We start from the raw sequence: 21,320 nt of genomic DNA, 5'->3' as shown, positions 1-21,320 counted from the left end.
AGGCAACTTCTTTTATGCGGAAACTACGTACCATTGAGATGAACAGGCTCTCCATTGAGGAATTCAAGGAAGCCGACAAGCTGCCACTCACCGTCGTCCTCGACGATGTGCGGTCATTGTATAACGTGGGAAGCGTCTTCCGGTCGGCGGATGCTTTCCGTGTAGAGGCGATCTATCTGTGCGGCATCACCGCCACGCCGCCCAATGCCGAGATACACAAGACGGCACTCGGCGGCGAGGATTCCGTCGCCTGGCGGTATTTCGCACATACGGAGGAGGCCGTCGAAGAGCTGCACCGCCGGGGGGTGTTTGTCTATAGCGTAGAACAGGTGGAAGGTTCTACGAAGCTACAGGACCTCACCCCCCGCCTCCCGGCTGTCTCCCGAGAAGAGGGAGAGAACAGCCCCGCCGGCGACCGTCACTATGCGCTCATCCTGGGCAACGAGGTGAAAGGAGTGAAGCAGACCGTCGTGGACATGAGCGACGGCTGTCTGGAGATACCGCAGTTCGGCACTAAACATTCGCTCAATGTCAGTGTCACGGCAGGCATCGTCATCTGGGAGTTCGCACGCCGGCTGCTGCTGAGGTGAGCATCTGCCGGTCCGACCGGCTCCGCTTGCCGGCTGTCTTGCCGGTTCTTCTGCATACGGCCGCACAGCCGGCTGAGAGAAATCCTTTCAAAGCCATTGCCGGACATGACGGAGGAGGAACCGACAAAAGTGCTGCCTTCAAACTTCAAAACAACAGATGAGGGTGTGTCAAAATGCAGATGAATAACTTGACGACTTTCAAACTATAAGCAGGTTTTTCCTACAACAAAGAAAAGACCATTTCTTTACTCAAAATCGAGTACAGAAATGGTCATTTTCAATGAATTGTTTCAAACTGTAAGATTATCAAAATGGTAATTGCATTTTGACACACCCTCATTTTTCAATGTGAAAGACGGCAAATACCGGGATGCTTTCCGTACGGCCTGTTTACTGAAAGGACAAAGGGCGGTCTTCAGAAACTGCCGTTTTTCAGCACTACGGCAATGGTCTTCATCCGCACGTAAGGTTCGCTCAGGAACATGAATCCCCGGTAACGGCCGCCGGTTCCCCAGCTGTTCTTGCAGAGGAAGAAACGCCGTCCATGCCGGTCGTGCGCCAGCCCGACGATCTCCATGCAGTGGTCATCCGTCGTCCGGTGTGCCTCGAAGTCAGCCTGCCGGCGCGTCGCCGTCACCTTCCTGTCTTCGTCCTGCAACACGGCGAACCCCTGTTCAGACCGGAACCCCGGCTCCGACACGTCTCCTTCCCAGCAGACAGGATGGCCGGAACGGAGGCTTCGCACGATACAGTGCATCAGCGTGTCGAGCGGAACATTGAGGAAAGTGTCATGGAAATGGTTGTCGGGGACTTCCAAGGGGAACCGCCGGCCGTATGGATGATGCGTGAAGCTGGTCAGTGCCGTGTACTCGTCGTCGGTGCAGACACTGTGGGCAAACTCCAGCGGGGTGTAGACCGCACCCAGCCAGAAGACCTGCCGGGGCAATGTCCCCATGCTCTCATCCAGCAGCCTGTCAGCATCTCCGCCCCGGACGATCTTCCGGCAGAGGACATCATAGTCCACGTCCGGCCTACGGTGATAGGCATCGTAATGCTGCAGGCCGTAGGTCTGGATAAGGTCGATAAGCATCGTACTCATGCCGCACAGGCTGACAGGCGGCTCGTTCCGCACCATCCTCCCGGGCAGCAGCCGCCGGCGTTCCGCCTGTTCGCGCAGATACATCCGGGCGACATAGTCGGGGCTGAGGTTCACGGAATCGCCCTGCATGATATGTTCGGTCTCTATTGTCGCAAGCATGGCATAGACCCAGCAGAGCGGACTTGTCCCCTGATCCTTCACAGGCGTTACGGGAAGGCGAAGGTCAACGGTGAACCTCTCTTCCGGGACGTCCCCTTGTCCATGCCGTCTTCCGCAGCCTGCCAACAGCAGAAGAAACAAGAATAATACAATGTCTTTCTTCATCTATCCATCTCGTTCGGACATTTCTCTGTTCCATGTCCCTGTTCAACTTCACTCACGATGCCCCCCTCGACTCCTGACCGCACCTTCCGGCGCATCCGGCACACCTCCCGGCAGCTCCCTCAATACTCCACCATCTTCGCCCATCCCGCAGCCACCTCCTTGTCCAGCGGCGGTACAGAAGCCGGGACGGAGAAGGTCCATACGCGGTTCTTCTCCTTCCTGATGCGCTTGAGTTCTGTCTCGGTTATCGTCATGCTGTCCGACACATAGAACTCACTCCACACGTCGATGCGGTCGTCATCGTCCTCGCCCCGGTAGTGGGCGAAGAACGTCTGCCGTTTCAGAGCGGAAAGGAGCACGTTGCCGGAAACATAGCTCTCGCTCTCACAGGCCTGTGTCATACGTGCCACGATACCATACATCCGCAGCTGTCCCATGTCGATTTCGTGCCCGGGCTGCCCTGTAAGGTTGTCTATCTCGACGGTCGTCACGGTCTCGGTCTTCCCGTTCAGTTTCCGTTTCCCGCGGGTTATCTTCCCGCACTTGTCCGCCCACCGGTACACATCCCCGTTGTTGCGGGTGGAGTACTCCTCACCGCTGATGCTTTCGAGGAGGGTCTGCCGTTCCAGACCTGGCAGCGAGATCCGGATGAAGGTATCGTCACCGTTCGCCTCCGGAGCTTTCCGCCGCCGTTCACCGAGGATCTTCCTGTCCACGAAGACCGCCCCTCTCTTCTCGCCCGCATCCTCCGCCGTAGAGTCGGGTACAGGGACATAGAACTCCATCATCCCGTCCACAAAGTAGCTGAGCAGGGAGTTCGTAGCCTGATATACCCGGTAATAGCCTTTCAGCCGGGTATAACGCCGTTCCTGTGCATGCAGCGGAAGGACAAGAACAGCCGACAGAAGCAATGAAAAAAGTCTTGTTTGTCGCATAATACCTCCTGATTTCTCCGGGCAAGCGCCCCGCTCCGTCCGGCATCATGATGGCCGGCACGGAAGCGTGCCGCCCCGTAGATCCGTCTCCGGCATTCCACCGTCATAGGCGGATCCATTCTTTTCCCTACGGCCGGTCACCGGCATCGCCGACGGTTATCTGCCTGCTGACCGTACGGGCTCCGTTCTGCACGGTCAGTGTGATGCCGCCTGTCCCGGCCGTCCTTTCCACGATGACAACGAGCTTCCCGTGAAAGAGTCTCATGTGCGGTTCCGTGAACGGTTCCAGCGAGGTCGGGTCGCCATTGCAGGCAGCCTTGAACCGGCCGGCGCCGGACACGGTGAAGAAGAGCTCGTCATCAGCATCCGGTACGGGGATTCCCTTCCCGTCGAGCATCGTCACCGTAATGTAGGCGAGGTCGCCTCCGGGGAAGCCCTCCGCCGCATTGTCACAGGTGAGGAGCAGCTGCTCCGCCTTCCCGGCGGTATAGACCGCCGTCGAACCGACCTTGTGACCCTGTCCGTCGTATGCCACGACCTTCAGTTCGCCCGGCTCATAGACCACGTCGTCCCACATCAGCCGGTAGCGGCCGGCACGCTGCCGGGCCTCGTCCGGTGTGGTGGCGTGTCCGGCAGCGGCGGCACCCTGCACAGCCTTCCCCGCCTTGCGGCGGCGTCCCTGCGACCTGCCGTTGACGAACAGCTCGGCTTCAGGGTAGCTGGTATAGCAGAAGACAGGCACCGTCTGCCCCTCACGTCCGTTCCACGTCCAGTGCGGCAGGAGGTGCAGCGTCGGTTCCTTCGTGTTCCATACCGACCGGTAGAGGTAATAACGGTCCTTGGGCAGGCCGGCCAGATCGCAGGCACCGAAGTAACTGCTGCGGCTGGGCCAGTACTCATCATACGGCGTCGGTTCGCCGAGATAGTCCTCTCCCGTCCATACGAACTGCCCGATGGTATAGGGCAGGTCCTCCATGGCGATGAAGTCCTCCTCCGGCAGGTTGCTCCACGGACACCATTGCGTGTCGTAGCTTGACACCTGCCCGTCGCTGTCGGCCTCGGCCACTCCCCATCGGACCGGCAGCTTGTACACCCCGCGGCTCGATACCGTCGAGGCCGTCTCCGAACCCAGGAGGAATCCCCCGGGCAGCTGTGCGATGTTCGGGTTGTATTTGTAAACGTGGTAGTTGAAGCCCGGCACATCCATCACCTGGGCAAAACCCGACTTCAAGGCATCCTCCGCCCTGTCCATCCCCTGGGTGACGGGGCGCGACGGATCCAGGCGGTGGCAGATGTCCTGCAGCCGACCGGCGATCCGCCGGCCTTCCTCGCTCCACTGCTCGGGAATCTCGTTGCCGATGCTCCACATGACGATGCAGGGGTGGTTGCGGTGGTGCCTCACGAGGTTCTCGATGTCCTTGTCGGCCCATTCTTTGAAGAAGCGCGCATAGCCGTTCCTGCACTTGGGATAGATCCACATGTCGAAGCTCTCCGCCATGACCATCATCCCCAGCGAGTCGCAGAGCTGCATCAGGAGTTCCGAAGGCATATTGTGTGCCGTGCGGATGGCATCAGCCCCCATGTTCTTCATGCGCTTTATCCGGCGTATCAGGGCCGTCTTGTTTTCTGCCGCACCGAGCGGTCCGAGGTCGTGATGGAGGCAGACCCCCTTGATCTTCCGCGTCACGCCATTCAGCTGGAAGCCCTTTTCACGGGAGACGGAAACCGTGCGGACTGCCGTCTTCGTCGTATAAAGAGCCGTCAGCACATCGCCGTCAACAGCGTAGATCGTGAACGGAATGAGGACGGGATGCTCCGGTGTCCATGCAGTGTACCTTCCCTTCTTCCAGTTCAGCTCGCCATGCGCCATGCCTGTCTGGGGATTCACGGTAAGAGGAATCTTTTCAAAACGTCCAGAGACAGTGCTGACAGCGACCGCCACCAGCTTCTGTCTCCCGTCCCATCCGTCGACCTTTGCATCAACGGAAAGCGTGGCACCGCCGGCATCCAGCTGGGTCGTACGCAGATAGACATTCCACGGGTCAATACGCAGCTCGGAGGTAAGGACGAGTTTCACCGGGCGGTAAAGTCCTGCCCCGGGATACCAGCGTGAACTTTCCTCACGGTTGTTGAGGTGGACGACGATGTTGTTTTCACCCTTCCGCAGATATTTCGTCGCATCAACGCGGAAGGCGTTATAGCCATACGCCCAGCGTCCTGCCTCCTTTCCGTTGATATAGACGACAGGTTCCGACATAGCACCGTCAAAACAGAGATAGGCATGGGAGAAGTCCTTACGGTCGCCGAACGTCAGCCGGAAGCTGTACCATCCCTCGCCGATCCAGGGCAGCGCACCGCTGCGTCCCGACTTCTCCGTAGCCTGCTTCTCGCCGTTCTGGGCTATGGCTACACGCTGCAGATCCCATTTCTTGTCGAAAGGGCCGCTGATGGCCCAGTCGTGGGGGATGTCCACGGCCTGCCAGTGGAGACTGTCACGTGAGAAGTTCCAGGTCTTCAGATTGATGACACGCACCTGTGCGAGACCGGATACGACATGGAAGACGATGAAAGATAAGGTAAAGAGTATTCTTGTTTTCATTGTAAGATAATGTGATGCTTTGCTGTTTTCTTTTTTACCGGCCGTCTGTCCCGGTACTCGCAGCCGCCGGACATTCTCTCCCCGGCCGGTGGGAATCCTGTTCCCAACCGGTTGGGAATCGTATTCCCAACGCTTGGGAATCCTGTTCCCGACGGCCGGGAACCGTGTTCCCGTACGGTTTCATGTTCCGGGTCGTGCGGTTCCATGCCGGGGGTCGGCTGCCTTCCGTCTTGTCTTCAAACCCGGGCGGCGGCAGAAAACGTGTCTCTAATACTTGAACGAGCTGCCTCCGAGGAACTCTCTCAGCAGCGAGGTAGGCGGAAGGGCACGGAAGGGAAGGGGAGAGAAATACCGGAGGAACTTGCGCAGCCGGTAGGCTTCGGCATACTCCTCGCAGTTTTCGGGCACCTGTTCCAGCACCTCCTCGGCCTGCGGCTTGATGACGGCCAGCTCGAAGAGCATGGCGGTATTGAACATTACATCGGCCTGTTCCTGATAGGGGAATATCCATTTGTTCTCGCCGGCACGCACACTGGGCCACCTGTGGATGGTCTCCTGTGCCGAACAGCCACGGTATTTGTAGTCGCGTACGATGCGCCGCAGGAGGCGGTTGTCGGTTGTCGGGATATAATTATGGTCGTCCAGGAGGATGGTGGTGAGGGCGGAGGCATAGATCTTGAACTTCTTTTCGTCGGGAATCTGTGCTGTCAGCAGGGGATTGAGGCCGTGGATGCCCTCCACGACGAGCACGTTGTTCTCATCCAGATGCAGCTTCTTCCCGCTCTTCTCGCTCATTCCTGTCTGGAAGTTATACTTCGGCAGTTCCACCTCCTCGCCCCGGAAAAGGGCGTTGAACTGCTCGTTGATGAGCGGGATGTTCAGTGCATGGATACTCTCGTAGTCGAGTTCTCCGTTCTCGTCCTTCGGTGTGTCTTCCCGGTGTACGAAGTAGTCGTCCAGCGAAATCTGCACGGGCTTCACGCCGCTGGCGAGCAGCTGCACGGAAAGCCGCTTGCAGAAGGTCGTCTTGCCGCTGGAGGAAGGTCCGGCGATGAGGACGACCCTGATCTCTTTCCTGGAGGCAATCGTGTCGGCGATCTGCGATATTTTCTTCTCCTGCAACGCCTCGCTGACGTTGATGAGATCGGTGGAAAATCCCTTCTTCACGGCTTCGTTGAAGTCGCCCACGGTCTTGATGCCGAGGATGCCCTGCCAGCGGTGATGTTCCTTGAACACCTCGAACATCTTGTCCTGGCGTATCAGTTCGCCCAGCCGGGAGGGATCCTGTGCGGAAGGGATGCGCAGGAGGACACCGTCGAAGTAGGGTTCCAGCCCGAAGAGGTGGATCTGTCCGGTGTCAGTGAGCATCGAACCGTAGTAATAGTCCTTGTAGTCGTCGAGCACGTAATAGACCGAATAGAGCGTGCCGCTGCTGCGCAGGAGCTTTGCCTTCTGCCCGTCGCCGAGACGGTTGAACATTTCGACGGCTTCTTCCGTCGTGGTCTCAAAACGCTGTATGGGCAGGCGGGCATCGATGATTTCCTGCATACGGGTGCGGATGCGGCGTACGTCGTCGGGCGTAACGGCGTGTCCGAGCTTCAGATTGCAGTAGTAGCCGTTCGAGACAGGGATGTCGATCACCACGCTGCTGCCCGGATAGAGGTCGTGTACGGCCTTGCACAGCACGAGAAACAGCGAACGGGTGTAAGTGCGGATGCCCGAGGGCGCGTGCAGGTCGAGGTATTCCACATCCTTGTTGTGATAGACACGGTAGTGCAGTCCCTCCACCTTGTTATTTACCTTGGCGCTCACGGGACCGAAAGTCATCTGGAGATTATTTTCCCTGTAAATGTCAGAAAGTGTACTCCCGATTGGGACTTTCAGACTTTTTTTGTTATTTTTGCAGCGGATTTGCAGTACTTGTTTCATAATCATGACATGATGGTTCGATTGTCGGTGGACAAAGGCCCGTTTCCTAAACGGAGGGTAAAATTAGCCAAAGTTTTGCAGATTTCCAAGGAACAGACGTCACAAATTAAAAAATTATATGTCGATTTGGATTTTCTTTAAGCTCATTGGTGCCTTGGCACTGCTGATGTTCGGTATGAAAGCCATGAGCGAAAGCCTGCAGAAAATGGCAGGTCCGCAGCTGCGCCACGTCCTGGGTGCAATGACCACTAACCGCTTTACAGGTATCCTTACGGGAACATTCATCACGGCTGCCGTGCAGTCGTCGACGGCGACGACGGTGATGACCGTCAGCTTCGTGAATGCCGGCCTGCTGACACTGGTGCAGGCCATCTCGGTCATCATGGGTGCCAACATCGGTACGACCCTCACGGCATGGATCATGTCGGCCGGCTTCTCGTTCAACATCACCGACTTCGTGTGGCCGGCCTTCTTCATCGGCATTGTCCTGATCTACTCCAAGAAGCGCAAGCTCATCGGCGACTTCCTCTTCGGCGTGTCGTTCATGTTCCTCGGACTGGGAACACTGCGCCAGGCGGGCATCGACATGGACCTGGCCCACAACCAGGCCGTGCTCGACTTCTTCAGCCAGTTCGACCCAAGGAGCTTCTTCACGACCATCGTGTTCCTGCTCATCGGCAGCGTACTGACGATGTGCGTGCAGAGTTCCGCCGCCATCATGGCCATCACGATGATCCTCTGTTCCACCGGCGTACTGCCGATTTACCAGGGCATCGCACTGGTGCTGGGCGAGAACATCGGTACGACCGTCACATCGAACCTCGCCGCACTGACCGCCAACACGCAGGCGCGGCGGGCGGCAATGGCGCACATGGTGTTCAACGTCTTCGGCGTCATCTGGGTGCTGTGCGTCTTCCATCCTTTCATCAACATGGTCTGCAGCTGGGTAGGCTACGATGTCGATATGCCGAAGACCGCCGCCGGCTTTGCCGCCAACGCCGCCAAGCTGAGCTTCGTGCTGGCTGCCTTCCATACGACGTTCAATGTCACGAACACGCTCGTCCTCGCCGGGCCGATCAAGTACCTGGAGAAGCTCGTCTGCAAGATCATCAAGCCGAAGGCCAACAAAGACGAGGACGAATTCCGTCTGCACTTCATACAGGCGGGCATCATGAAGACTCCGGAGCTGTCTGTGCTGGAGGCTTCCAAGGAGATCAAGTCCTTCGCAGAACGCATCCAGCGTATGTTCGGCATGGTGCGCGAGCTGCTCGGCGAGGCCGACACGGACAAGTTCAACAAGATCTTCACCCGCATAGAGAAGTACGAGGGCATCTCGGACAACATGGAGATTGAGATCGCGAAGTACCTCGACCAGGTCTCCAATGCCCATCTGAGCGACGAGACGAAGGACAAGGTACGCTCCATGCTCCGTGAGATCTCCGAACTGGAGAGCATCGGCGACGCCTGCTACAACATTGCCCGGACCGAGAGCCGGCGCATCCGCGGCAAGGAAGACTTCACCGAGGAGCAGTATGACCACATGCACCAGATGTTCGAACTGACGGACGATGCCCTGACGCAGATGAACCGGATCCTTGTCGGACACCGGCAGGACAACGACGTGAACCGCTCGTTCAACATCGAGAACGAAATCAACAACTACCGCAACCAGCTGCGCTCGCAGAACATCAACGACGTCAACGACCACAAGTACACATACGCCATCGGCACGATGTACATGGACATCATCCAGGAGTGTGAGAAGCTGGGCGACTACGTCGTCAACGTCGTCGAAGCCCGTATGGGAGTACGCCAGCAGGAAGCATGAGCAGGCGACCGCGATTCATCTAATGACACATCATGCAAGACAGAAGCCCTCGTCTTCCTTCAGGAGGACGGGGGCTTTCCGTATGTTCACGGACGGAACGGATGACACGATGGGTCCTTCAGGTCAGAAACACAATCCACATGGAATCAGACACGCAGGGAACGGACGGGGGACAGCCTTGCCCTCATTGGTAAACAAACCTAAAAAACACGGATAATTTCCATATTTTACATAATTAACCTCTTAAAAGACGCTGATTCTGAAGATTTCTGATTAAATTTGCAGCTAAATTCAATTGTTAGTATCTGATGCGTAATAAGATATATACCCTCGCAGCCCTGCTTACGGCTACGTTCGCAATGACTTCCTGCCTGAATGACAACGACGGGAACGAGCGTGCAAGTTACAAGGACACCGCCATTACCGGCTTCTCCCTCGGACAGCTGAAGCAGGTGCGCGACACGGTTACGAAAGCCGGGAAAGACAGTACGTACAAGGCGAAATACGATGCGGGAAAGGTGAAGTTCTACATCGACCAGATGCAGGGACTGATCTACAACCCCGACTCGCTGCCCTACGGGACGGATGCCGCTCACGTGCTGGCGAAGATCACGGCGAAGAACGCCGGAACGGTTGCCATCCAGTCTGTCAAGGACGCATCGCTCTCTTATTACAGAAGCAACGACTCCATCGATTTCACACAGCCGCGTACCTTCCGTGTCTATGCGAACGGCGGCTATGCGTACCGTGAATACAAGATCTCAGTCAATGTACATAAGCAGAGGGGCAACGTCTTCAGCTGGAAGACAATGCAGGACAACAGCGGCTTCGCCTCCTTCACGGCTATGAAGGCCGTCAGCACCGGCGACAGGATATTTGTGTTCGGTACGGACGGCACGCAGACCACGGGCTACGTCACGTCGAAAGCTGACGGAAACAGCTGGACAGGGCTGGGACGTTCCTTCACGGCCAGTGCCTACAAGAGCATCGCCGTACAGAACGGCAGCCTCTTCGTCATCGACAACGGAACGGTATACAGCTCGGCTGACGGCAACACATGGACAGCCGTTGCGACAGACAGCAGTCTGAAGCAGCTGGTGGCAGCATCGCCGGCAGAGCTGTTCGCACTGACAGCTGACGGCAGTCTTGCCGCTTCAAGGGACAAGGGCGTTACATGGAATGCCGAGACACTGGACAGCGACGCTTCGCTCCTCCCGGCCGGCAACGTCAGCTATACGGTATCGGACGCTTCCAACGGCGTGAACCGGGTGCTGCTTGTAGGCACGACCGCAGACGGGAAGAAGAACGTTTCCTGGACGAAACTGTCGTACCGGCAGGGGGCGAAATGGTCCTATGTCGAAAGCAATGCAGACAAATACCTGCTGCCGCTCTACGGCAACCTTACCGTCGTAGGCTACGACGATGCCGCTCTCGCCCTGGGCACAAAAACCGGCGGGAGCTTCGGACCAATGCTGCTCTCACGCGACGGAGGCATCACCTGGAAAAGTGACGAGAGCTTTTCCTATCCCAAGGAAGCGCAGCCGGCGGCGACCTTTACCGCCGCAGCCGACAATGACGGATACATCTGGATTGTCAGCAGTACGAAAGTATGGCGCGGAAGACTCAACAGGGTAGGCTGGAAGCTGAACCTGGACCGCATGACAGAATAAAGAAGAATATGATGAAACGTACTGTCACCGGTCTGCTCTTTCTCCTCGCTGCTGCGCCCATGTGGGCGCAGTCGGATCCGGAATACAGGATGGAGGCGGGTGCCGGCGTGGGCATGATGGGCTATCTGGGCGATTTCAACAGCTCGCTGACAAAGGACCTGCAGCCCATGGGGACTGTACTTGCCCGATACAACCTCAGTCCGTACATGGGACTGAAGATGAACGTTTCGTTCGGAAAGATGAAAGGGTCGTCGGCTGACGTAAAGACCTATTACCCCCGCTTTGCCTCTGCTCCTTATTCATTCAGCAATTCACTGGTCGATGTAGGCATCGCATACGAGTATAATTTCCTGCCCTACGGTACCGGCCGCGACTACCGGGGGGCACAGCGGCTGTCGCCCTATGCGACGATAGGACTGGGAGCCACCTATGTCAGCATAAAGAACGGCGACCGCAAGTCTGCCTTATCCGCCAGCCTCCCCATAGGCATAGGCGTGAAATACAAGATAGGCGACCGGACGAATGTCGGGCTGGAATGGGCCATGCACTTCTCGCTCAGCGACGAACTCGACGGGCAGAAAGACCCCTATGGAATCAAGAGCAGCGGACTGTTCAAGAACACCGACTGCTACTCAACGCTCCAGCTGACGCTCTCCTACAGCTTCATGGCAAAGTGCAGGACCTGTCATAACGAGGACGAGTAATAGAATATGGTAGAAGAATTGGACATGACACGAATACCCCGGCACATCGCCATCATCATGGACGGCAACGGCCGGTGGGCAACAGAACGCAACAAACCGCGCTCCTACGGACACCAGGCAGGAGTGGAGACCGTGCGCCGCATCACATCGGAATGCGTACGGCTGGGCGTGAAGTACCTCACACTCTACACCTTCTCCACGGAGAACTGGAACCGTCCGACGGATGAAATCGCCGCACTGATGGGCCTCGTGCTGACCTCCCTGGAAGACGAGATCTTCATGAAGAACAACGTACGCTTCCGTGTCATCGGCGACCGGGAAAGGCTACCGGAAGAAGTGCAGGAGAAACTTCGTGAGACCGAACAGCACACGGAGAAGAACGCCGCCATGACGATGGTCGTAGCCCTGAGCTACAGCGCACGATGGGAGATAACACAGGCGATGAAGGAGATTGTCACGGAACATCAGCAGGAGAATACCGTCCCGCTTCGTCCCGAAATGATAACCGAAGAGCTGCTGGACAGACATATGCAGACGAACTTCATGCCCGATCCCGACCTCCTGATCAGGACAGGCGGAGAGCTGCGTATCTCCAATTACCTGCTCTGGCAGATAGCCTATTCAGAACTTTACTTCTGTGATACTTACTGGCCCGACTTCAGCGAACACGACCTGCAGAAAGCCATCACGAGCTTCCAGAGCAGGCAGCGACGGTTCGGAAAGACAGAGAAACAAGTAGAAGAAAACGAAAACAAATAAGTTACGCGACAGATGACGAATATAAATAAGGTGTTGCTGCTCCTTGCCCTCTCCGGAATAACACTTGCGGCAGGCGCACAGGAGAAAATCGTAAACCCAGACATCACTTATTCCGGTACGCCTAAGACCTACAAACTCGCAGGACTGGCCGTTACCGGCATCGAGGGCTATGAGGATTATGTCCTCACAGGCATATCCGGGCTCAGCATCGGACAGGAGCTGGAGGTACCGGGGACGGCTGTCACGGATGCCGTGAAACGCTACTGGAAGCATGGACTCTTCTCCGACGTTTCCATCACGGCAGACTCCATCGTGGGCGACAACATCTATCTGAAGATACATCTTGCACCACGGCCACGCATCTCCACCATCAACTACAACGGACTGAAGAAGACGGAACGAGAGGACATGGAGAAGAAGCTTGGACTCCTGAAGGGCGGACAGATCACGCCTAACATGATCGACCGGGCCAGGGTTCTCGCCAAGAAGTACTTTGATGAGAAAGGCTACAAGAACGCCGAAATCAATATCCGTCAGCGTGACGATGTCGCTGCCAAGAACCAGGTAATCCTGGATATTGACGTAGACAAGAAGGAGAAACTGAAGGTTCGCAAGATAACCATTGACGGAGACAACCAGCTGGGCGACAAGAAAATCAAGGGTTCGCTGTTCACAAAGGGGGCATTCAGCAAGACGCATGAAGCCGGAAAGCTGTCCAGCTTTCTGAAGTCGAAGAAGTTCACTCCCGAACGCTGGGCGGAAGACAAGAAGAAGCTCATCACGAAATACAACGAATATGGTTTCCGTGATGCGACCATCCTGAAGGACAGCGTATGGAACGTTGACCCGAAGCATGTCGACATCTATATCAAAGTGGATGAGGGCAAGAAGTATTACATCCGAAACATCACCTGGGTGGGCAATACGGTCTATTCGACCGATTACCTGTCCCGCCTGCTCGACATGAAGAAAGGGGACGTGTACAACCAGACCTACATGAACAAACGCCTTTCGCAAGATGAGGACGCTGTGGGCAACGCCTACTGGAACAACGGTTACCTCTTCTATAATCTCCAGCCGACGGAGGTCAACATTGTCGGCGACTCCATCGACCTTGAGATGCGCATCTATGAAGGTCAGCAGGCACACATCAACCGTGTGAAAATCAACGGCAACGACCGTCTCTATGAGAATGTCGTCCGCCGTGAGCTGCGTACAAAGCCGGGCGATCTCTTCTCAAAGGAGGCCCTCCAGCGTTCGGCACGTGAGCTGGCTTCCATGGGGCACTTCGACCCAGAGGCAATCAATCCGGTACCGGAACCGAACTATGAGGACGGTACTGTTGACATCAACTATAACCTCAAGCAGAAGTCGAACGACCAGGTGGAGCTATCACTGGGCTGGGGTCAGACAGGTGTCATCGGCCGTGTCGGTCTGAAACTGACCAACTTCTCGATGGCCAACCTCTTCCGCAAGAACCGTGAGCACCGGGGTATAATGCCTATCGGAGACGGCGAGACCCTCTCGCTGGGCGCACAGACGAATGGTACTTACTATCAGTCGTACAATGCACAGTACTCCACCAACTGGCTCGGAGGCAAGCGTCCTATCCAGTTCAATGTGGGTGTGTCTTTCTCAAAGCAGACGGATGTGTCGAGCAACTATTACAACAGTGGTTACCTGAACAACTACAACAACTACCGTTATGGTTACGGTAACTATAATTACAACAGCTACGAGAATTATTATGACCCCGGCAAGTATGTGAAACTCCTGGGATTCTACGTGGGCTGGGGAAAGCGTCTGAACTGGCCTGACGACTACTTCACCTTGTCACTCCAGCTACAGTACCAGCGTTATATGCTGCGCAACTGGCGTTACTTCATTATGTCGAACGGTTCGGCGAACAACTTGAACCTCAACATCTCGCTCAACCGTACGTCAACCGACAACCAGCTCTTCCCGCGCCGCGGTTCGGACTTCACGGTATCGCTGACCATCACTCCGCCCTGGTCGAAATGGGACGGAAAGGACTATGCTCACCTGGCAACCGACCGCAACTCGCCTACTTACTCACAGGAGCAACAGGAGAAATACCGCTGGGTGGAGTACCACAAGTGGAAGTTCAAGGCACGTACCTTCACAGCGCTCACCAGCGGACAGAAGTGCTTTGTCCTCATGACGCGTGTCGAGCTAGGTCTGCTGGGCAGTTACAACAAGAACAAGAAGAGTCCGTTCGAGACCTATTATATGGGTGGAGACGGCATGAGCGGATACTCTACTGGTTACGCTGAGGAGACCATCGGTCTTCGTGGTTACGAGAACGGATCGCTCACTCCCTACGGTGCCGAGGGCTATGCCTACGACCGCCTCTCACTCGAACTCCGTTATCCGTTCCTTCTCGGCAACACCACCATCTATGGGCTTGGGTTTGTCGAGGCCGGAAATGCGTGGACAGAGACAAGCAAGTTCAATCCGTTCGACATGAAACGTTCAGCCGGGCTGGGTGTCCGCATCTTCCTGCCGATGGTGGGTCTGATGGGCATCGACTGGGCTTACGGCTTCGACAAGGTGTTCGGAACAAAGGGCGGCAGCCAGTTCCACTTTATCCTCGGACAGGAGTTCTGATTGGTTTGAGGTTTGAGGTTTGAGATTTGGACTTTGAAGGAGGAATGACAATAATTATGAACTTTGGATTTTAAAGTAAACATAAAAAGAAAAATGAACAAGAAGAAGATATTGAAGACCGTATTGAGGTTTGTTCTGCCTCTTTACCTTTTCACGCTTTTGCCTTTAACCGCTTCTGCACAGAAGTTTGCACTCATCGACATGGAGTATATCCTCAAGAATGTACCGGCTTACGAGCGCGCGAATGAACAGCTGAACCAGGTCAGCAAGAAATGGCAGGCGGAGGTTGAAGCACTCAACACAGAGGCATCCACAATGTACAAGAACTATCAGAACGAGGTTGTCTTCCTATCCCAGGACCAGAAGAAGAAACGGCAGGAAGCCATCATGGCCAAGGAAAAGCAGGCATCCGACCTCAAACGCAAGTACTTCGGTCCGGAAGGCGAGCTTTTCAAGAAGCGTACAAGCCTGATCACTCCCATCCAGGACGAGATTTACAATGCCGTCAAAGACATATCCGACCAGCGCGGCTACAGTCTTGTCATCGACCGTTCGAGCAATGCCACAGGAATCATCTACGGTTCGCCGAAAGTAGATATCAGCAATGAGGTGCTGCAGAAACTGGGCTATTCCTACCAGTAAAGGATGGGGAAGACAGCAAGACCGACAAAGACTAGAAAGATTAGCGAAAACTAGGAAAGCCAGAAAGGCCAGCCCTTTCAGATAACCAAGCAAAAGAACAACAAACAACTAAACAATAAAGAAGAAATGAAAAAGTTATTTTTGATGTTGATGCTCTGTGCGCCGATGACATTGTTCGCACAGAAGTTCGGTCACCTTGACTCACAGGCACTCCTCCAGTCGCTTCCGGAGGCTACAGCCGTCCAGAGCAAACTGGAAGCCAAAGGCAAGGAATACCAGAAGCAGTTGGAAGACATGCAGGCTGAACTGCAGCGTCAGGCACAGGCCTACGACAAGACAAAGAGCACGATGAATGCCACCAAACAGGCTGAGACAGAGAAGAACCTGCAGGATATGTACAACAAGATCCAGCAGACAGCACAGGACAACCAGAAGGCTTTCAACGAGGAGCAGCAGAAGCAGCTCGGTCCGGTTCTTGAGAAAGTACGCAATGCCATCGCAGCAGTTGCCAAGGCCGGAAACTATGTCTACATCATGGAGAAGGCCGCCGGCCAGCCTCTGTACATCAACGAGGCACTCAGCAAGGACGTTACCGCAGAGGTAAAGGCCCAGCTTGCCAAGATGAAGTAAAAACAGGTACGGGAGCCTTTGCCCCGTTGTCGCTCCTCGCGCGGACAGGCACTGTCCACGAGGAAAAGGGTGAGGTCACCGCACGGATTTCTATTCTTGCGATGACCTCATTTTTCGTATTCACATATTTTATGAATGGCAGAGACAGTAACCGTTCTGCTCGTGCCACGACTTCATTCCCCGTATTCAAACAACAGAAAAGACAATCGCACACATGATGAAAAAGCTGTTCTTCTCCATCGCCATGCTGCTGCTGCCGTTACTGGCAGCTGCCCAGCAGAGCACACCCGTCTTCAAGTTCGCTTACTTCAGCTACGAAAAGGTGCTCCATGCCATGGCCGACTATGCCGCGGCGACCCGCAGCCTGAATGAGCTGAAAGCGAAATATGATGCCGAGACCAAGCGTTCCGTAGACGATTTCAACAGCCGCTACGAGGACTTCCTCGACGTGCAGCGCAAGCTGGAACCGTCCATCCTCCGCAAACGGCAGGCCGAACTGGAAGAACTGATGGACCGCAACATCACGTTCCGGAAAGATTCAGAACGGCTGCTGAAAAAGGCTGAAGAAGACCTCTATGCACCTGTCCGCGGGAAACTCGACGCAACAGTCCGGGAAATGGGAAAGGAGAGCGGATATGCCTTCATCCTCAACGCAGATGACAACAGACTCCCCTTCGCCAGTCCTTCGATGGGAGAAGACATTACCGATGCACTGATCGCAGTACTGAAATAACACAAGACAGAAACATGACGAAGTATTCCCAACAGCCGGGACCCATCGGCGTGTTCGACTCGGGTTACGGCGGTCTTACCATCCTGCACGGCATCCGCCAGCTCCTCCCGGAGTACGACTACATCTATTTAGGCGACAATGCGCGTGCCCCCTACGGCTCCCGTTCGTTCGACATCGTCTACCAGTTCACACGGCAGGCGGTGATGAAACTCTTCGGACTGGGCTGCCAGCTGGTCATCCTGGGCTGTAACACGGCCTCGGCCAAGGCACTCCGTACCATACAGCAGAACGACCTCCCCGCCCTCGACCCGGACCGCAGAGTGTTGGGGGTGATCCGTCCGACGGCTGAAATCATCGGCAGGCTCACCCGTTCCCGGCATGTGGGACTGCTCGCAACAGAAGGCACCGTCAGGAGCAACAGCTACAATCTGGAAATCCGGAAGCTGTGGCCGGACATCAAGGTGACAGGCGTGCCGTGCCCGCTGTGGGTGCCCATCATCGAGAACAACGAGGCCGACAGTCCCGGCGCCGACTATTTCGTGAAGAAACGCATCGACCATATCATGCGCATCGACCCGCAGATAGACAGTCTGATCCTCGGCTGTACGCATTATCCCATCCTCATGCCGAAGATCCTGAAGCATGCGCCACATGGCGTGCGCATCATCCCACAGGGCGAATATGTCGCCGAAAGCCTGCGGGACTATCTACGCCGCCACCCTGACATGGATGCCCGCTGCACGAAACATTCGACGGCGAAATACCTCACGACCGAGAATCCGGAGAAGTTCAAGGAGACCGCACGCATCTTCCTGCACGAGGCAGTCGATGTGGGACACATCGACCTGGAGTAAGGCTGCAGAAAGCAATAAAAAAGGTGTCAGTCCGTTAGATAAGAACAAAAAAAATAAAGAATGAAGAAGTTTTCTATAGCATTGTTCCTTTCAGCCATGGCGTTGCTGGCAGCCTGCTCCGATGACGATACATTCACGACATCGAGGAGTAACCTGCTCTCATTCCAGACCGATACACTGCGGCTCGACACCACCTTCTCGAACGTCCCCACATCGACAAAGACCTTCTGGGCATACAACCGCTCGGGAGACGGACTGCGCCTGAACAGCGTCCGGCTCGAACAAGGCAACCAGACAGGCTTCCGGGTGAACGTGGACGGCGTAGAGCTGTCTGCTGCCAACGGTTATCAGGCCAGCGGACTGGAGGTGCGCGACAAAGACAGCATCCGTGTCTTCGTAGAGATGACGTCGCCCAGAAACAACGCTGCCACGCCGCAGCTGCTGACAGACAACCTTGCATTCACGCTCGAGAGCGGCGTACAGCAGAAAGTAAATCTCAGGATCTACAGCTGGGATGCAGAACTCGTAAAGGGACGGAAAATCACGTCGAACACCACGCTGACCGGTACCAGACCCATTGTCTTCCAGGACACATTGAAAGTGGAGGCAGGGGCTACGCTGACCATTCCGGCAGGCATGACGGTCTATTTCTCCAACAAGGCTGCAATCGATGTGTACGGTACACTGCACTGCGAAGGGACGGCCGACAAACCCGTGACACTCCGTGGCGACCGTCTGGACAAGCTGTTTCCCTATCTGCCGTACGACCGTGTGAGCGGTCAGTGGCACGGCATCCGCTTCCACAAGGACAGCTACGACAACAGCCTCACACATACGGACATCCATTCGGCCTACGACGGCATTCTCTGCGATACGGCGACGACGGAACGGACGAAGCTGACGCTTGCCAATTCCACCGTCCACAACTGTCAGGGCTACGGTCTGCAGGCGATAAACTGCAAGATCGAGGCTTACAACACGCAGTTCTCCAACACACTGAAAGACTGTGCGGCCTTCATCGGCGGCGATGTGACGCTGACACACTGCACGTTCGCCCAGTTCTATCCGTTCGACGGCAACCGCGGTGCGGCATTGAGCTTCGGCAATCACAGCAGCGGGAAAGACTATCCCCTGCAGGCCTTCAACGTCAGGAACTCCCTTGTAACGGGCTATTCAGACGATGTTCTCATGGGTGGCAACAAGGAGAAGGTGACGGCCAATTATCAGTTCGACCACTGTATCCTCCGCACTCCGAAGCCGGACAAGCCCGCACTGCTTGCCCATTTCACGGATGTACTATGGGAGAACAGCAAGGATCATCCTGACGGCGGAGACAGACAGTTCGTGCTGGCAGACGGCAACAAACAGCATTACGATTTCCACTTGAAGAAACCCGAAAAAGGAGAGAAATTCCCGGCAATCAACGCCGCTGCTCCCCTCCCCGACTCCCGTTTCACAACAGACCATGACGGCAGGCCACGCGACAACAAGCCCGACATCGGCTGCTACGAGCTGCTTGTCAATTAAGCTCATCACCGCCTACCCCCCGCCTATCACCGCCTACCCCCCACCCAAAAACAATCAAATATGAAGACAATAGACATCAGCATCAAGATCGGCTTCTGCCAGCCGGAAGAACTGCCGGCAGCCGACCAGCACCTTATCCAGACAGCCATCCATGCCACGGCCAACAGCTATTCTCCCTACAGCCGGTTCCGTGTGGGAGCTGCACTGCTCCTTGCCGATGGGACAGAAGTCATGGGTGCCAACCAGGAGAATGCCGCCTTCCCGTCAGGTCTCTGCGCCGAGCGTTCGGCCATCTTTGCAGCACAGTCCACCCGTCCCGACCAGCCCATCAACACGCTGGCCATTGCCGCCGCCAACGAATACGGACTGATGCGGGATCCGATCGTACCCTGCGGTGCCTGCCGGCAGGTCATTCTGGAGATTGAAGACCGATACAGACAGCCGGTCCGCATACTCCTCTACGGTACAGCAGGCGTATATGTCATCAGCACTGTCAAGGATCTTCTTCCGCTCCAGTTTGTCGGAGAATCGATGAAATAGCAGGTGCAGGACACAGGCAGACAGCCGGAAGTCTCAGGCTACGGAATGAAGACCGACAGCGGGAAGTTCCAAGCGAAAGACCGGGAACGGACAGCCGGAAGTTACAAGCTGCAGGAATCGATCCGATGGATGGAATGCAGGAATGTGTCTTTCCTATCTGCCGGGATTTCCGTTCCCAACCGGTTGGGATTCCTGTTCCCAACGGCCGGGATTCCTGTTCCCAACCGGTTGGGAATCCTGTTCCCGACGGCTGGGAATGTCTGTACCGACGACCGATGACAACGGAACAGATCACCCGACCCTCCCATCAAGGTACGCCAGCTGTAAAGACATCAGTTCATAACTCCATTAACTCCCTATAACTCTTTTAACTCCTAACAAAGATATGGACCATTTACCCAAAGACCCCGCAATCCTGCTGAGCAGCGTGAATATGCTGCTGCGCGACAGAGAATTCGATTCGTTGAAATCACTCTGCTACAATTTCAATGAAGATCCCGAACGCCTCAAGGATTATATGCTCAAGGCCGGATATGTGTACAGCGAAGAACAGCATCAGTTCCGACCTGTCGGCTTCGACAGGAAGCAATGAATTCCCATTGTCCTTGCCCGACCTCCCTTGAACGGCCTCGCAAAGACGCTGTCGGTCAGGCTGTACAAAGCCGTCCGAAACGAAAAGGAGAGCCTCCTTACAGTCCATGCGGCTGTCGGGAGGCTCTCCTTTTTACTATGTTTCACAAGCGTTATTTGCGCTTGTAAACGATGTTCTCGTCTGTAATCTTTTCTGTTCCGTTATGCGTATGCGTAATCGTCCCGCCCTTCAGGTCTACTCGGAAAGTCAGCGTGGTTGCAGGCTGCTGCTCTCCGTTGGCCGGAATATACATCATCAGCTTCGTACCGTCAAGGGCGTACTTGTAAGTGTTGGTTTCACTGTGCGTTTCGTCCTTACGACGGTGTCCGTCTGGCGTTACCTTCTTGAACGTGATTTTATATCCGCTTTCATTGACTACTTCTGTGTCTGAAACGAATTTCAACGATCCCCAGTGGGTGGTCGTGTTCGCATTTCCTTCCTGTATCCTCTCAAAAGACCACTCTGTATTCTTCAGCGGGTTGTCCTGAATTACCTGATCGTCATTATCCTTGCTGCAAGAAGAAAAACTTAACACCGTTGCCACGATGGCAACAAACAATTTCATACTTTTCATCATGTTCTGTACTATTGAGTTTGTAAATTCGGCTGCAAAAGTACATAAAAAGAACAATATTGGACTAATATAGAACATAAAATTTCTTTTTAATCATTAAATCAGTCGTTTTAGTCATATTCTT

General features: G+C 55.3%; 19 protein-coding genes. 14 read left to right on the top strand and 5 right to left on the bottom strand.

Annotated elements, in window-relative coordinates; genetic code table 11:
* The first annotated feature begins 14 nt into the window (after nt 1-14).
* A complete protein-coding gene (locus HMPREF9141_RS06400) occupies nt 15-590 on the top strand; it encodes an RNA methyltransferase (protein WP_007367795.1) in 576 nt (191 codons plus the stop codon).
* Nucleotides 591-1,005: 415 nt separating this feature from the next.
* Here the strand turns inward: HMPREF9141_RS06400 and HMPREF9141_RS06395 are convergent, their stop codons facing one another.
* The 4 genes from HMPREF9141_RS06395 to HMPREF9141_RS06380 form a co-directional block, all read right to left on the bottom strand.
* Entirely contained in the window at nt 1,006-2,013 is a 1,008-nt protein-coding gene (locus HMPREF9141_RS06395) for a C1 family peptidase (RefSeq protein WP_007367793.1), read from the bottom strand.
* A 119-nt stretch (nt 2,014-2,132) separates the two neighbouring features.
* Nucleotides 2,133-2,948 carry a hypothetical protein gene (locus tag HMPREF9141_RS06390; protein WP_007367792.1) on the bottom strand — a complete coding sequence of 272 codons (816 nt, stop codon included), beginning with the start codon at nt 2,946-2,948 and terminating at the stop codon, nt 2,133-2,135.
* A gap of 127 nt (nt 2,949-3,075) precedes the next feature.
* Nucleotides 3,076-5,547, bottom strand: coding sequence for a glycoside hydrolase family 2 TIM barrel-domain containing protein (locus HMPREF9141_RS06385; protein WP_007367791.1), 2,472 nt, complete (start codon nt 5,545-5,547; stop codon nt 3,076-3,078).
* A 267-nt stretch (nt 5,548-5,814) separates the two neighbouring features.
* Nucleotides 5,815-7,482 carry a nucleoside kinase gene (locus HMPREF9141_RS06380; RefSeq protein ID WP_174256065.1) on the bottom strand — a complete coding sequence of 556 codons (1,668 nt, stop codon included), beginning with the start codon at nt 7,480-7,482 and terminating at the stop codon, nt 5,815-5,817.
* Between the two features lie 112 nt (nt 7,483-7,594).
* Here HMPREF9141_RS06380 and HMPREF9141_RS06375 point away from each other — a divergent pair, with 112 nt between their 5' ends.
* From HMPREF9141_RS06375 to HMPREF9141_RS06315, 13 genes are all read left to right on the top strand, one after another.
* Nucleotides 7,595-9,304 carry a Na/Pi cotransporter family protein gene (locus HMPREF9141_RS06375; protein WP_007367787.1) on the top strand — a complete coding sequence of 570 codons (1,710 nt, stop codon included), beginning with the start codon at nt 7,595-7,597 and terminating at the stop codon, nt 9,302-9,304.
* 308 nt (nt 9,305-9,612) lie between these two features.
* Nucleotides 9,613-10,974: a DUF6242 domain-containing protein gene (locus HMPREF9141_RS06370; RefSeq protein WP_007367785.1), complete on the top strand. Its 1,362-nt coding sequence runs from the start codon at nt 9,613-9,615 to the stop codon at nt 10,972-10,974.
* Between the two features lie 11 nt (nt 10,975-10,985).
* Nucleotides 10,986-11,678: a type IX secretion system protein PorG gene (gene porG / locus HMPREF9141_RS06365; RefSeq protein ID WP_040554930.1), complete on the top strand. Its 693-nt coding sequence runs from the start codon at nt 10,986-10,988 to the stop codon at nt 11,676-11,678.
* Nucleotides 11,679-11,684: 6 nt separating this feature from the next.
* Complete coding sequence (locus HMPREF9141_RS06360; RefSeq protein WP_007367783.1) at nt 11,685-12,437, top strand: isoprenyl transferase; 753 nt, start codon at nt 11,685-11,687, stop codon at nt 12,435-12,437.
* Between the two features lie 12 nt (nt 12,438-12,449).
* Nucleotides 12,450-15,065 (top strand): BamA/OMP85 family outer membrane protein, encoded by a 2,616-nt coding sequence (locus HMPREF9141_RS06355; RefSeq protein WP_007367782.1) that lies wholly within the window; start codon nt 12,450-12,452, stop codon nt 15,063-15,065.
* A 93-nt stretch (nt 15,066-15,158) separates the two neighbouring features.
* A complete protein-coding gene (locus HMPREF9141_RS06350) occupies nt 15,159-15,707 on the top strand; it encodes an OmpH/Skp family outer membrane protein (protein WP_007367781.1) in 549 nt (182 codons plus the stop codon).
* Nucleotides 15,708-15,833: 126 nt separating this feature from the next.
* On the top strand, nt 15,834-16,337 hold the full coding sequence (locus tag HMPREF9141_RS06345) for an OmpH/Skp family outer membrane protein (protein ID WP_004353940.1): 504 nt from the start codon (nt 15,834-15,836) through the stop codon (nt 16,335-16,337).
* A gap of 217 nt (nt 16,338-16,554) precedes the next feature.
* Complete coding sequence (locus HMPREF9141_RS06340) at nt 16,555-17,070, top strand: OmpH family outer membrane protein (RefSeq protein ID WP_040554929.1); 516 nt, start codon at nt 16,555-16,557, stop codon at nt 17,068-17,070.
* Between the two features lie 14 nt (nt 17,071-17,084).
* Nucleotides 17,085-17,924 (top strand): glutamate racemase, encoded by an 840-nt coding sequence (gene murI, locus HMPREF9141_RS06335; protein WP_007367779.1) that lies wholly within the window; start codon nt 17,085-17,087, stop codon nt 17,922-17,924.
* A gap of 60 nt (nt 17,925-17,984) precedes the next feature.
* Nucleotides 17,985-19,451, top strand: a complete 1,467-nt coding sequence (locus tag HMPREF9141_RS06330) for a hypothetical protein (RefSeq protein ID WP_007367778.1) — start codon at nt 17,985-17,987, stop codon at nt 19,449-19,451.
* Nucleotides 19,452-19,511: 60 nt separating this feature from the next.
* Nucleotides 19,512-19,991 (top strand): cytidine deaminase, encoded by a 480-nt coding sequence (cdd, locus tag HMPREF9141_RS06325; RefSeq protein ID WP_007367777.1) that lies wholly within the window; start codon nt 19,512-19,514, stop codon nt 19,989-19,991.
* Nucleotides 19,992-20,036: 45 nt separating this feature from the next.
* Nucleotides 20,037-20,270: a hypothetical protein gene (locus HMPREF9141_RS13690; protein WP_007367776.1), complete on the top strand. Its 234-nt coding sequence runs from the start codon at nt 20,037-20,039 to the stop codon at nt 20,268-20,270.
* A gap of 106 nt (nt 20,271-20,376) precedes the next feature.
* Entirely contained in the window at nt 20,377-20,583 is a 207-nt protein-coding gene (locus tag HMPREF9141_RS06315) for a DUF4250 domain-containing protein (RefSeq protein ID WP_040554616.1), read from the top strand.
* Between the two features lie 151 nt (nt 20,584-20,734).
* On the opposite strand, the gene HMPREF9141_RS06310 is transcribed toward HMPREF9141_RS06315, so the two are convergent.
* On the bottom strand, nt 20,735-21,187 hold the full coding sequence (locus HMPREF9141_RS06310; RefSeq protein WP_257009579.1) for a hypothetical protein: 453 nt from the start codon (nt 21,185-21,187) through the stop codon (nt 20,735-20,737).
* Nucleotides 21,188-21,320: the final 133 nt, after the last annotated feature.

This window comes from Prevotella multiformis DSM 16608 (genome assembly GCF_000191065.1).
Classification (GTDB): domain Bacteria; phylum Bacteroidota; class Bacteroidia; order Bacteroidales; family Bacteroidaceae; genus Prevotella; species Prevotella multiformis.
This window is presented reverse-complemented; position numbering and strand designations above follow the sequence as displayed.